This window comes from Rhizobium rosettiformans (genome assembly GCF_016806065.1).
Taxonomy (GTDB): Bacteria; Pseudomonadota; Alphaproteobacteria; order Rhizobiales; family Rhizobiaceae; genus Allorhizobium.
The window spans coordinates 599,262-612,480 of sequence record NZ_CP032405.1; the positions used below are offsets into that span (position 1 = coordinate 599,262).

Sequence of the window (13,219 nt, forward strand, 5' to 3'; positions counted from 1 at the left end):
AATCGACGACGGGGAGGAGAAACCATGTCGGCTTCGATTGAAATTGACAACGTCACCAAGCGCTACGGCGCACTGACCGTGCTTGAGGACATTTCGCTGTCCATCGAGGCCGGTGAATTCGTGGTCTTCCTGGGCCCTTCGGGTTGCGGCAAGTCGACCCTGCTCCGCATGATCGCGGGCCTGGAAGACGTCACAGGCGGCACCATCTCGGTGGCTGGCCAGCGCGTCGACACCCTGCCGCCAGGCAAACGCGGGGTCGCCATGGTCTTCCAGTCTTATGCGCTCTACCCGCATATGACCGTGAAGCAGAACATGTCCTTCGGGCTCGAGAACATCGGCATGTCCAAGGGCGAGATCGAAAGCCGCGTGCTCGCCGCCGCCGAGACGCTCGAAATCGGCCACCTGCTCGACCGAAAGCCGCAGAAGCTCTCAGGTGGCCAACGCCAGCGCGTCGCCATCGGCCGCGCCATCGTCAAGGAACCCAAGGCCTTCCTGTTCGACGAGCCATTGTCGAACCTCGACGCTGCCTTGCGTGGCCGCACACGTCTCGAGCTTGCGCAACTGCACCACCGCCTGGGCTCGACGATGATCTTCGTGACCCACGACCAGGTTGAAGCAATGACGCTTGCCGACCGGATCGTCATCATGAATGCGCGCAAGATCGAGCAGATCGGCACGCCGATGGATGTCTATCAGCGTCCGGCAAGCAAGTTCGTCGCAAGTTTCATCGGCTCTCCGGCCATGAACTTCCTGCCCGTTACCGCCTGGCAGAAGAGCGCGACGGGCCTTGCCGTGAGCACGGCAGGCCTTGGAACGGTGGAAACAGGCTTCCACATGCCCCTTGGCACCAGTTCAGAGGGCGCAACGCTCGGCATCCGTGCCGAGGATATCCGCGTGGTGACCGACGGGACCGCCGGTGAACCGCTGACGGCCGAGGTGGTCGAGCGTCTTGGCGATCGAACCCTCGTCTATGGCGTGCTCGACGACGGCAGCAAGCTTGTCGTGGAAGCAGATGGCCGCTCCCTGATCAAGGCCGGAGACCGGGTGATGGTCTCGGCCGATCCGAATGCCTTCCACCTCTTCGGCGCCGACGGCGGCGCTTATCGCCGGGAGGGGGAGTGACATGGCCGAAAGCTATCGCCGCAGCCAGTGGAGCCATGGGCTCTTCATCCTGCCTTATCTGCTGGTCTTCCTCGCCCTTCTCGTGTTTCCCCTTTTCTGGGGCATGTGGCTCAGCCTGCACAAGGTGGACCTCTTCGGTCCGGGTCGCTTCGTCGGCCTGACCAATTACTTCCGGGTCGCCGGCGACGCCGTTTTCCTGCAGGCCCTGCGCAATACCATCGTCTTCGTGCTGGTCAGCGTGCCGACACTCGTGGCGCTCGGCCTATTTCTGGCGCTCGCGCTCAACAGGACGACGCGCACCACCAGTTTCTTCCGAGGCCTCTTCTTCTCCTCCTCGGTGCTATCGGTCACGATCGTGACCCTGATCTGGCGCTTCGTCTTCATCCCCGGAGATGGCTTGCTGTCCGTACTCTTCACGGAGGCGGGCATCGACCAGATCAACTTCATCTCGACCAGGGGCTGGTCGCTGTTCGCCGTCGGTGTCGCGACCGTCTGGTGGTGCGTCGGCCTGCCGATGATGCTTTTTCTGGCAGCACTGCAGCAGGTCCCGAAGGATCTCTATGAAGCAGCTGCCCTCGACAATGCCGGACCCTGGCGGGTCCTGACACGGATCACCCTGCCGTCGATAGCACGCACCATCATGCTGGTCACAATCATCCAGATCGTCTTCCAGTTCCAGCTTTTCGGACAGGCGCAGCTGATGACGAATGGCGGCCCGAACGGATCCTCGCGTCCGCTGGTCATGTACATCTACGAGGTCGGCTTCGTCCGCTGGGATGTCGGTCGTGCGGCGGCAGCGTCGCAATACCTCTTCCTGATCATCCTCGTGGCCGCGATGGCGCAATACATCGTGTCCTCGCGCAAGACGGAGGACGGCGCATGACCGCCCGAGACGACACCTACAAGCCGGAAGTGCTGACTACCTACCGGCCGTTGCTTTGGGGCGCAGCCCTCCTCTCGGTCGTCATGATGGCGCCGGTGGCCTGGCTGATCGGCCTCTCGATCAAGAGCAACCAGGAACTGATGGTCGGCACGGACTCGGTTTTCCGTGCGCCCTACACGATCGCCAACTACCTGAACATCTGGCATTCATCCCAGGTCTTCGGCTGGTTCTTCAACAGCCTTGTCGTGGCCAGCGGTCAGACCCTGCTGGTTCTGGTGCTGTCATCGCTTGCCGGCTACGGATTTGCGCGGCTGGAATTCCCCTTCCGCCGGACGCTGTTCATCATCGTCCTTTTCGGTCTCGCTGTACCCGAACAAGCGGTCATCATCGCCCGCCATCAGATGTTCAACTGGTTCGGCCTGCACAACACCTATCTCGGCCTGATGCTGCCGGGCCTGTCCGGCGCCTTCGGTGTCTTCCTGATGACGCAGTTCTTCCGGGCGATCCCCAAGGAGATCGACGAGGCGGCCTTGCTCGACAATGCCTCGCAATGGCGGATCTTCTGGAAGGTCATGCTGCCGCAGACCCTGCCTGCACAGGCAACGCTCGGCATCTTCACCTTCCTCGGCGGCTGGAACGACTATTGGTGGCCCCTGATCTCCGCGACCAAGAAGGAAATGTACACCCTGACGGTCGGGCTTGCTTCGTCGCAATCCAATTTTGCCCAGAGCGAGGGCTTGGGCTTTCTCGCGGCCCAGGCAGTCTTCGCCAGCGTCCCGGCGCTGATCGTCTACATCATCTTCCAGAAACACATCGTGACGGCCGTTTCCGGCGGTGCGGTGAAGTGAAGCCTACCCGGTCGGAGAGGAGCCGGCCGGCTTTAGTCCAACAGGGCCAAGAGCCCGACACAAGGGAGTGAGACACGATGAAACAGTTTCTGATGACCACCGTTGCGATCGCCGCGCTGGGCTACGGCGCCTCCGCGCAGGCACAGACAAAGATTGAGCTGCAACGCTTCTTCGGCGCCTGCGAGGCGGAATACGGCAACGTAACCGACGTATCGGCCGCTGTCGGCGAATGCGGCATCATCACAGCGCTCGTCAACAAGTTCGAAGCCGACAATCCGGATATCGACGTCAACGTCACGACGGTCGAATGGCCGGGCTACGACCAGCTGAACGCACAGCTCGCGTCCGGTGCAGCACCCGACGTCGTCTCCATGCATTACTCGGCAATCTCCGACTACCAGAGCCGCGGCCTCATCGAGCCGATCGACGAAGTGCTGGCCGCTCAGGGCGTGTCGCCGGAGAACTTCACCGATGCCGGCCGCAACGGCGTCACCAAGGACGGCCAGCTGTTCGGGCTGCCCTTCGACAACTGGACCATGCTCTTCCACGTCAACCTGAACCTGATGAAGGAAGCAGGCCTCGTCAATGCAGACGGCACCCCGATGCTGCCGACATCGGCGGAAGAACTGATCTCGCAGGGCAAGCAGTTCACCGAGAAAACCGGCAAGCCCTATCTCATCCAGATCATGGCCAACGAGACGGCGTCCTATGCCCGCATTCTCTACACCCTGCTGCAGCAGCAGAACTCCGACTTCTTCTCCGATCCGACTGCCATCAAGCTGAACACACCGGAAGCCAAGGCCGCCGTCGAGCTGATGAAGGCGACCAAGGATGAAGGCATCTCAACCACCGGCCTCGACTATGCAGCCGCCGTCTCCGGCTTCGCCAACGGGGCGGGCGGGATTGCCGTTAACGGCACCTGGCTGATCGGCGATTATGTTGCCCAGTCCGAAAAGGAAGGCACGGCGCTCTCGAATGGCTACACGGTCTATCCCGTTCCGCAGCTCTTCCCGGCACAGGACAGCACCTATGCAGACGGCCACAGCTGGGTGATGCCGAAAAAGGACCGCACACCAGAGCAGGTGGATGCGATCGGCAAGCTCTTCAAGTTCCTGTCTGACAACGACTTCCAGTGGGCCCGCACCGGCCACCTGCCGGCTTCCAAGGCAGTCTTCGATATGGACGAGTTCAAGTCCCTGCCGCATCGCGAAAACATCGCGAAGATCGCCGACACCGGCCGCTCGCTGCCGGCCGAAGTCCAGCGCCAGTTCCCGATCCAGGACATCATCGGTGAGGAAATCGGTGCTGCCGTGAATGGCGACAATTCGGTCGACGAAGCGCTCGCTTCGGCAGAAAGCCGCGTAAACGAACTGCTCGGCGACCTCTGATCCCTGCCCAACTCCCCAAGGCCTCCCTGGCCTGCCTCGCGCACTCCGGTGTGCGGGGCCTTTTTGCGACCAAAACAGTCCATCTCCAGGGGATGAAGTGCGTGATCACATGTCCCGTTTGTAGCGCTGCATGAAACCTCGGTCGATCCGGTCCTTCCAGCGGGCAACCCAGCGCCCCACAAGGGCAAGCTCCCACTTATCGGCAATCGCCCGGCCGTTCGGCAGCGATATCAGCACCAACCAGAACCGCTGCGGGCGATAGGCTTGAAGCGCCTCCCCCTTCAGACTTCGATGGATGTTGTCCGCAAGGACGGGGCCTTGACGGACCGCGAAGACACCCGCCTTGGGACGTGGGTCAGCCAGAGATGCCACGTCGCCGGCGGCGAAGATATCCGGATGCGACAGGGAGCGAAGGTTTTCATCGACCCGAATGAAGCCTCCGGCATCGAGCAGAAGCCCGGTCTCTCGAAGAAACTCTTGGGAACCGCTCGAGGTCGTCCAGATGACCTCGTCGGCGACAAGCCTCCGGCCATCCCGCGCGACGAGCTCACCCTCTCGGAAATCAACCACGTCGAAAATCGGATGATGGGCGATCCCCATCGCTGCCAATTCCTTCTCCAGCAGGCGCCGTGCTCGAACGCTGCGCTCCGGCACCAGCCCCGCAGACCGTCCGATCAGCGCGATCTGCACATCCCGGCCGGCAAATCTCTGCTTCAGGGCGAAAGCGATCTCGACCCCCGCCACCCCCTGCCCCACCACTGCGAGCCTCACGCGCTCGCCCGCAGCGATGAGAGCGTCGAGTCGTCCGAGGCGATCGGTGAAGCTTGAAATCGGTTTGACGGAAATGCCGGCTGATATACCCAGCGGCAGCGACGGCGTGGATCCAATGTCGACGGAAAGGTAGCGGTAGCCAACAGAGCCGCCCTCTGCGAGACGCACGATCCGTTCATCGGGATCGATGTGCGTGGCAGATGTTTCAAGAAAGGTCACACCGAAGTGCAAGCACAATGCGGCCAGATCGATATGAAAGTCGTCAAAGCTGTAGACGCCGGCAATGTAGCCCGGGAGCATGCCGGAATAGGGCGCATACCGGCCGGGGGAGACAAGCGTCATTCTGGTACCGAGACCCGATTGGCCCAGCCGCCGGATCACTTCAACATGCGCGTGGCCACCACCGAGCAGCAGGATAGCCGCGTGGATGCCGGCGTCTTCATCCATGGTCGTTCTCCTGATCTCCAAGCCTATGCACCGGCCCGCCCGCCGCCTCCGCATCGGCCTCGTCATGCGTGACAAGAATGACCGGCAGACCGGCGCTGCGAGCGCGGTCAAAGACGAGTGCGCGCATCTGGTTGCGAAGCGCCATGTCGAGTTTCGAGAAGGGCTCGTCGAGCAACAGCAGGCGAGGCTGCGAGACGAGGACACGGGCGAGCGCCACGCGCGCCTTCTGACCACCCGAAAGCGTCGCCGGATCGCGATCCTCAAAGCCTGAGAGCTCCATCTCGCGGAGGATATCAGCCGCCATCCGCCATCTGAGCTTCCGGTCCGAAATTGCTCCCGGAATGGCGAAGGCAACATTGGCGCCGACGGACATATGTGGAAAGAGCAACGGATCCTGGAAGAGAATGCCAGCCCGTCGCTGCTCCGGCGCGAGAGCCAGGAGATCAACACCACCAATGGAGACGCCACCCTCCGCATGAAAGGCAGGCTCGAGAAAACCGCCGATGAAGGAAAGCAGTGTCGATTTCCCCGAGCCCGAAGGGCCCATCACCGTGAAGACCGAGCCGGAAGGCACCTCTGCATCGAGCGCAATCAGAAGATTGTCTTCAAGGCGGATCTCGATCTTGGAGAGGCAAAGACCTGTGTCGACCTGTCTTGGCAGCACCATCAGACCCTCATCTCACGACGATTGCGATGAAGAACAGCCGGCAAGAATGCGGCGAGCGCGAAGGCGAGGAAGGGAAGAATGGTCTGCAACAGGGCATAAACTCCGATGACGCGGCGATTGTTTCCGGAGGCGAGTGCGACAGCTTCCGTGGTGATGGTCGTCAGCCGTCCCTCCCCGATCAGCAGCGTCGGCAGATACTGCCCGACCGAGACTGCGAAGCCGACAGCAAGAGCGGTCAGAATAGGGCGGATCAGCATCGGCAGGCGGATCGACAGGAGCACAGAGAGGCGTGAGCGGCCGAGCGCGGTAGCGATGATTTCATAGCGGCGATCGAGCGCCCGCCACGGATCGGCAAGTGACAGGAATACGTAAGGCAGAACGAACGCAAGATGCACCAGGATGAGAGCGGTGAGGCGTTGATCACTGCCGCTACCGACAAAGAGCAGCTGAAGACCGAAAACGAAGGCGATCTGGGGCACGATGAGCGGCAGATAGAGAAGTAGCAGGCTCCTGTCACCGCCCCGTCGCCCCGTCTGGATTTCGCGCTCGAGGCAGCCGACCGTCAGCACCACCGCGATCAGTGTCGAGGCGAGCCCCGCGATCAGCGTCGTCACGAGAGGATCGCCGATACGCGGAAGAGTGGTCATCCAGCTGCGCAGGGTGAAATCGCGCGGCAGAAGATCTGGAAACTGCCAGAGGCCGGCGAGCGACCAGAGCCCGAGGAGGAAAAGACCCGCGAACACGCTTGCGCCTATGATGGTGACTGCGATCATCGCGAGCCTGCGGACCGTCAGGTCATGCACGAAACGATAGCCGTGATCGCCGAACGATCTCAGCAGCATGGCGCCGATCCGTTCCAGACAGAACCACGCAAGCAGTGCAGTTAGGGTGACGCCGAGCTGCAAGACGGCACCGGCCGACGCGAGAAACCGCACGGAAAGGTCAGGGTCGTTCATCCACTGGACGAGGCGCGTGGCAAGCGTGCCAGGCAGATTGGGACCAAGGATCACGGCGACATCCACGACCGAGGACGAGTAGGCAATGACGGCATAAACAGCGAAACGAATTTGCCGGTAGAGCGCTGGCCAGAGCAGATAGACAAAGCCCGCAATCCGCCCATAGCCGAAAGAGGCTGCGAGCCTGCGGGCAGCAGTAAGGTCGACCTGCGGCAGAGCCGCCAAGGTCACAAGGAACAGGAAGGGCGTTTCCTTGATCACGAGGCCGGCGATCATGGCCAGCCCCCAGGGATCATGCGGAATGAGAATGTCGGGCGGGCGCTCCATTCCGAAAAGCGGCGCCACGAGCCGAATGAGAAAGCCGGAGGGCGCGATGAGGAAGGCGAGCCCGAAGGCAGCGGCAGCATGCGGCACCGCAAGAAGCGGTGAGATGATGTGCTGGATGCGCGCAAGAACGGGTGTCCCGGCGAAACCCGCTACAAATAACAGTGTTATACCGAGTGAGAGGATAGTGGCGACAAGTCCAGTAACCAGACTGAGAACGGCGGCCGGAACAAGCCCCGGCGTTGCAAAGAGGGCTCTGAAAGGATCAAGGCTGAGTGCCACACCGCCGAGCGCCGGCAGGTAGCCCAAGGCTGGCAGGAGCGTTCCGAAAAGGCCGAAGGCGATTGGCAAAAGCAACAGGCCGAGCGTCAGCAAGACCGCGCCTCTGGGAAGAAGCGCGGTCAAGCGATCGACAAAACTGCGAGCCTTCAGACTTCCCTGCACGGCTCAATTGCCGCTGGCATAGCGCCGACGCCACTCGACTTCGATCCGCTCCATCCAGCTGGCATGCGGCTCGGCGATGACCGGCCCGAGTTTGTCCGGCGAAAGCGTCGCAACGCCGAGATCGAGTGCGGCAAAGGCAGAACGATCGGCGTCCGGGAGCTTCGCCATCGAAAGGACGGTCGGGTCACCCCAGTAGGTCGGATCCTGCTTGCGCAGCTGCGCCTCCGGTGAAATCAGGAAATTCGCCGTCAGCAGCGCCCCTTCCTTGGCATTGGCATTGTAAGGAATTGCGACGAAATGAGTATTGCCGAGCGTGCCACGAGAGAAGGTGAAGGATCGCACCGTGTCGGGAAGCTCCCCCGCCTTGATGCCGGCCGAAGCTTCCGACGGATTGAAGGCGAAGATGATGTCGAGTTCGCCATCGGCAAGCTTCTGCTTCATGTCCGGATAGTTTTGCGGAAAGGCCTTGCCCGACCGCCATGCAACATCATGAAGCTGGTCGAGATAGGCAAACAGCGGCTCGACATCACTCTCGAAGCTTGCCTCGTTCACCGGCGCTGCAAGCTTGCCCGGATCGTCGATCACTTCACTCAGCACCTGCTTGAGGAAGGATGACCCGATGAAGTCAGGCGGGGCCGGATAGGAGAAGCGCCCGGGGTTCTTCTTTGCCCAGTCGAGCAGCTGCGCCGCATTGTCAGGCAGGCTCGAGGCCTCGGTCCGGGCGCTGTCATGGAAGAAGACCATCTTCGCGCCGCCCCAGGGGCTTTCCAAGCCCTCGGTCGGCTCGGTAAAATCGGTGAGGATTGTCGGCTGATTCTCGACATCAACATAACGCCAGTTCGGCAAGGACGTCGCCCAGCCCGGTGTCAGAAGCAGCTCCTGCTGCTTCATCGACACGAAGTTCTCGCCGTTGATCCAGATGAGATCGACCGAGCCGCCCGAGTCCTTGCCGGCGGCTTTTTCGGCAATCACCTTGGCGACGGCACTCGCGGTGTCATCAAGCTTCACCTGAACGACGGTCACGCCATAGCGTGACTGCATCTCAGCGCCGACCCATTCGAGATAGCCGTTGATGTCTTCCGACCCGCCCCAAGCATTGAAATAAACCGTCTGGCCGGAAGCGCTCTTCTCGATGGCAGCCCAGTCGGAAAGATCCGGGCCGGACGCAAGTGCTGGCAAACCGCTGGCGGCCGCGATGAAGCCTGCGGCGAAAATACCTGTCATTGATCGCATGATCTACCCTTCTCCCTGAAATTGACCGTGTGGCATTGGAGCACATTGGCTCTGTTTTCTGAAACTACGCTCGCGATGTCCGACGGATCTCATGATGGTCTTCCAGACTGGATCCGTCGTCTGGCCAGCGCAGCCTCGATCTCGGCACTCGGCAGCGGATCCTGTGCTGCCCCAGCCAGTGCGGCAAGATCGCGGGTTATCCGCATCTGCCCGACGAAAGCTCGGCATCCCCGGCACATCGCCAGATGCAGCCGAATGTTCCATCGTGGCCACAAGCCCAGTTCGCCATCAATCAGAGCGCTCGCGCGTTCGGCGACTTCGCTGCATCGAAACAAGGCTCAAACCTCCACCGACAGTTTGATTTCACGGTTCATCGCGAAGCACTCCGCTTACGGATCTGCCGCACCACGGTCGGGATCAGCGCGACAAGTGCCAGCGCGAAAAAGGCGAGCGTGATTTCCGGGGTGACGAGATCCGAGATCTTTGCTTCCTGGCCGCTCTCCTGTGCGGCCACAAGCACGCTGTCGACACCCTGCCCGAGATAAGCATAGGCAAAGGTGCCGGGCAGGATGCCAAAAAACGTCGCCGCGAAAAAACGGCCAAGGCTGATGTCGAACAGAGCCGCGGCAATGTTCACCACGAAGAAAGGAAAGACTGGCGCTAGACGGATGACGAAGAGGTAGCCGAAAGCGTTCTCGCGGAAGCCGTCGGCAAGCTTCTTGACGACACCGTCGACGCGGTGGCGAAGGAAACTGCCAAACGCCGATCGCGTCGCAAGGAAGAGGATCGAGGCCCCGATCGTGGCACCGACAGCCACGAGTGCGCCGCCGATCATCCAGCCGAACAGAAAGCCGCCGAAGATGGTCAACACCGAAGCGGCCGGGAATGAGAAGGCGACGGCGGCGATGTAGATCCCGAGGAACAGCATTGCCGACCAGAGAAAATTGGCGTCGACATAGGCCCTCAGAGCCTGCCTCTGTTCAGCGAGAAACGCCAGACTGAGATAGTCCTGCAGGCCAAAGGCATAGCCGAGAGCGAGGCCAGCAAGGACGATGATCACCGGCGTAAACCGCCAGATTTTGCTTCTGCGGGGCGCGACTGGTGAGGCGGTCTCGTTCGCATCCGGCGAAAGATGGCCGGGGCGAGACGCGTTGCGTTCAGTCATGGACAACTCCCGAAAAGCAGTCGACGCGCTGTAAGACCGCACCGCTCGCGACGACAGACACGGCATGGTCACTATGACTTGATGGGGGCGAATGCGGCTGGACTTTATAGATGATTGTTTCGCTAATGGCCGCCGGGTTGATGTGAGGGGCGGCGTGACGCAGGTCGAAGGGGATGATGATCAGGCTCTGGTTCTGCGCCTGGTGGATGGCGATGCTGCGGCTTTCGACATTCTTTATCGGCGCCACAATGCCGCGCTTATCCGTTTCTGTACCGGCATCGTCCAGCACCGGCACCTGGCCGAGGAGGTCGTTCAGGATACCTGGATCGCCGTGCTTGGTCGTATCGATCTTTTCGAGGGACGCAGCTCGCTTGCCAGCTGGATCTACACCATCCTCATCAATAAGGCGCGCAGCCGTGCTCGCCGCGAAGGACGCACCGTCTTCTTTGACGATCACCCCAGTGGCGACAGCCTGGCAGACGCGTTTGACGGCCGCGGCCACTGGCGCCAGATCCCGGAACTCTGGGAGAACCTGACCCCGGAGCGTCACATCGAGGGTCGAAGCGTCCTGCAGCACGTCGAGGAGGCAATTGACACGCTGCCAACGGCGCAACGAGCGGTGCTCATTCTTCGCGGCCAGCAGGAACTCGCCCCCAGCGAGGTCTGCGCATTGCTCAACATCAGCGAAGGCAACATGCGTGTACTTCTGCATCGCGCTCGGCTCGCGGTGCGCAACGCACTTGACCGTTTGAACGCGGCCGGCTGAAACGGCGTGTCGAGCCTTCACCGTGATTCCTCCGAAAAGGCGACCCATCCCTGACGCCAGCGAATGACAGTGGTCAACGCACAAAGCGCGGCAAAACCGTAGGCAATCACGGCGAAGCTCTCGGGGAAAAGGCACATGGCAACGAAGACAGCGATCGTCTCGAAACCTTCCGCCAGACCGCCGGCATAATAGATGCCCTTGGTCGGAAATTCTGGTGCCTTGCGGCCAAGCTTTGCGGCGACCGCCGAAAAGGCAAGGAAGGACGATCCCGTGCCGACGAAGGAAACGATGAGTATAGCTGCCGGCAGAGCGTTCACCTCAGGCGAGGCGATCGCAAAGCCGAGTGGGATCAAGGCGTAGAAGACCATGTCGAATGCGATATCGAGATAGGCACCGCGATCCGTCGGTCCTTGGATACGGGCGACCGCGCCGTCGAGGCCGTCAAAGCCGCGATTGGCGAGGATCAACAGAAGTGCTGCTAGCCAGTATCCAAAGCAGAGCGCCACGAAGGCTCCAAGCCCGGCGATAAAACCGACAACGCTGATCTGATCCGCCCGCACACCACGACTGGCAAGAAACTCGGCTATTGGCTGGAGCGCCGCCTTTTGCAGGGGCAGGATCTTTGCATCGATCATCCGCGTCTCCAGGTCTGGAAGCGCTCAAGCAGCGAGAGCAGAAAACCATTGATATGCGCCCGCCGCCACTGGCCGGCCACCATCTTGTTTGCTTCGGCCAGCGTCGGATAGATGTGGATCGTGCCAAGGATCTTTCCGAGCCCATGGCCATGCTTCATGGCGAAGACGAATTCCGCGAGCAGATCGCCCGCATGTTCGCCGACGATTGTGACGCCGAGGATCTTGTCCTTGCCCGGCACGGTCAGCACCTTGACGAAGCCATGTGCCGAGCTGTCGGCAATCGCCCGATCGAGATCATCGATGCCGAAGCGCGTCACCTCGTAGGGGATATTATTCTCCTTGGCTTCCGTTTCAGAGAGACCGACGCGCGCCACTTCCGGGTCCGTAAAGGTCGCCCAGGGGATGACCGAGTAGTCGGCCTTGAAGCGCTTGAGATCACCGAAGAGTGCGTTGATCGCCGCGAACCAGGCCTGATGCCCCGCGACATGGGTGAACTGATAGGGGCCGGCCACGTCACCCGCAGCCAAGATGTTCGGGTAGAGCGTCTGAAGATATTCGTTGGTCTCTACGACACGATCGACCTTGATACCGAGTTCCTCGAGCCCGAAGCCCTTCAGGCGCGGCGCACGCCCCACGGCGACGATGATTTCGTCAAAGACAATACGGTCCCGGCCGCCGTCATGCTCCACCTCAATCCATTTGTCGTCGCCATCCGTGCCGCAGGCCACGGCCTTGTGCCCAGTCAGTACCTGCACACCATCGGCCTTCAGCGACGCCTCGACAAAGCCGGCCGCGTCCGGATCCTCGCGCATCATAACACGCGGTGCCATCTCGATCTGAGCGACCTGCGAGCCTAGCCGGGCAAAACTCTGCGCGAGCTCGCAGCCGATCGGCCCGCCGCCGAGAACGACGAGACGACGCGGCACCTCCGGCCGGTCCCGCAGACGTTCCCAAAGCGTGTCGGATGTGAGGTAGCCCACATCGGCAAGTCCCGGGATCGGAGGCACGAAGGGTTGCGCCCCGGTCGCGATTACGATCGCCCGCGTTGTCAGCCGCTGCGTGCCGCCGCCACTCAGCGCAATCTCCACCGTCCAGGGATCGACCAGCTTCGCATAGCCCTGCAACACCTCCACGCCGAGACCCGTATAGCGCTCGACGCTGTCATGCGGCTCGATCTCGGCAATGACCTTGTGAACCCGTTCCATCACGGCCGAGAAGGGAACCTTGGGCTCGACTGCTTCGAGGCCGTACCGATCCGCATGGCGCATTTGATGCGCCACCTTGGCACTCTTGATCAGAGCCTTGGACGGAACACAGCCGAAGTTCAGGCAATCGCCACCCATCTTGTTGGCTTCAACGAGCGTCACCTTCGCCTTGGCGGCGGCGGCGATATAGGCCGAGACGAGCCCGGCAGACCCCGCACCGATGACGACAAGGTTGCGATCGAAGCGCTTGGGCTTTGTCCACTGCGCATCTGCGGCGCCTGGCATTTGTTTCATACTGCTCATCAACAGTCCCGTACGCACAATGGGGTTTCACGGATTAGACGGCGCAAACTGCGTTTCGTTAC

13 protein-coding genes are annotated in these 13,219 nt (G+C 61.5%); 5 read left to right on the forward strand and 8 right to left on the reverse strand.

Annotated elements, in window-relative coordinates:
* Nucleotides 1-24: 24 nt before the first annotated feature.
* The 4 genes from D4A92_RS02965 (at nucleotide 25) to D4A92_RS02980 (ending at nucleotide 4,241) form a co-directional block, all read left to right on the forward strand.
* On the forward strand, nucleotides 25-1,122 hold the full coding sequence (locus tag D4A92_RS02965; protein WP_203018009.1) for an ABC transporter ATP-binding protein: 1,098 nt from the start codon (nucleotides 25-27) through the stop codon (nucleotides 1,120-1,122).
* 1 nt (nucleotide 1,123) lies between these two features.
* Nucleotides 1,124-2,005 (forward strand): carbohydrate ABC transporter permease, encoded by an 882-nt coding sequence (locus tag D4A92_RS02970; protein ID WP_006724882.1) that lies wholly within the window; start codon nucleotides 1,124-1,126, stop codon nucleotides 2,003-2,005.
* Entirely contained in the window at nucleotides 2,002-2,853 is an 852-nt protein-coding gene (locus D4A92_RS02975) for a carbohydrate ABC transporter permease (protein ID WP_203018011.1), read from the forward strand. The genes D4A92_RS02970 and D4A92_RS02975 overlap by 4 nt, the downstream gene beginning before the upstream one ends.
* Before the next feature lie 77 nt (nucleotides 2,854-2,930).
* On the forward strand, nucleotides 2,931-4,241 hold the full coding sequence (locus D4A92_RS02980; RefSeq protein ID WP_203018013.1) for an extracellular solute-binding protein: 1,311 nt from the start codon (nucleotides 2,931-2,933) through the stop codon (nucleotides 4,239-4,241).
* 105 nt (nucleotides 4,242-4,346) lie between these two features.
* Here the strand turns inward: D4A92_RS02980 and D4A92_RS02985 are convergent, their stop codons facing one another.
* From D4A92_RS02985 to D4A92_RS03010, 6 genes are all read right to left on the reverse strand, one after another.
* Complete coding sequence (locus D4A92_RS02985) at nucleotides 4,347-5,459, reverse strand: FAD-dependent oxidoreductase (RefSeq protein WP_203018015.1); 1,113 nt, start codon at nucleotides 5,457-5,459, stop codon at nucleotides 4,347-4,349.
* Nucleotides 5,452-6,126, reverse strand: coding sequence for an ATP-binding cassette domain-containing protein (locus tag D4A92_RS02990; protein WP_203018016.1), 675 nt, complete (start codon nucleotides 6,124-6,126; stop codon nucleotides 5,452-5,454). Before D4A92_RS02990 ends, D4A92_RS02985 begins: the two co-directional genes overlap by 8 nt.
* Nucleotides 6,126-7,781 carry an ABC transporter permease gene (locus tag D4A92_RS02995; RefSeq protein WP_246754018.1) on the reverse strand — a complete coding sequence of 552 codons (1,656 nt, stop codon included), beginning with the start codon at nucleotides 7,779-7,781 and terminating at the stop codon, nucleotides 6,126-6,128. The genes D4A92_RS02990 and D4A92_RS02995 overlap by 1 nt, the downstream gene beginning before the upstream one ends.
* A 72-nt stretch (nucleotides 7,782-7,853) precedes the next feature.
* A complete protein-coding gene (locus D4A92_RS03000) occupies nucleotides 7,854-9,086 on the reverse strand; it encodes an ABC transporter substrate-binding protein (protein WP_425958560.1) in 1,233 nt (410 codons plus the stop codon).
* Between the two features lie 86 nt (nucleotides 9,087-9,172).
* Nucleotides 9,173-9,418 carry a zf-HC2 domain-containing protein gene (locus tag D4A92_RS25220; protein ID WP_203018018.1) on the reverse strand — a complete coding sequence of 82 codons (246 nt, stop codon included), beginning with the start codon at nucleotides 9,416-9,418 and terminating at the stop codon, nucleotides 9,173-9,175.
* A 35-nt stretch (nucleotides 9,419-9,453) separates the two neighbouring features.
* The gene (locus D4A92_RS03010; protein WP_203018019.1) at nucleotides 9,454-10,248 is read right to left on the reverse strand and encodes a TVP38/TMEM64 family protein; all 795 of its coding nucleotides are present in this window, start codon (nucleotides 10,246-10,248) and stop codon (nucleotides 9,454-9,456) included.
* Nucleotides 10,249-10,402: 154 nt separating this feature from the next.
* Here D4A92_RS03010 and D4A92_RS03015 point away from each other — a divergent pair, with 154 nt between their 5' ends.
* Complete coding sequence (locus tag D4A92_RS03015) at nucleotides 10,403-11,014, forward strand: RNA polymerase sigma factor (RefSeq protein ID WP_203018020.1); 612 nt, start codon at nucleotides 10,403-10,405, stop codon at nucleotides 11,012-11,014.
* A 17-nt stretch (nucleotides 11,015-11,031) separates the two neighbouring features.
* On the opposite strand, the gene D4A92_RS03020 is transcribed toward D4A92_RS03015, so the two are convergent.
* Entirely contained in the window at nucleotides 11,032-11,649 is a 618-nt protein-coding gene (locus D4A92_RS03020) for a CDP-alcohol phosphatidyltransferase family protein (RefSeq protein WP_203018021.1), read from the reverse strand.
* Entirely contained in the window at nucleotides 11,646-13,157 is a 1,512-nt protein-coding gene (locus tag D4A92_RS03025) for a dihydrolipoyl dehydrogenase family protein (RefSeq protein WP_246754019.1), read from the reverse strand. Before D4A92_RS03025 ends, D4A92_RS03020 begins: the two co-directional genes overlap by 4 nt.
* Between the last annotated feature and the right edge of the window lie 62 nt (nucleotides 13,158-13,219).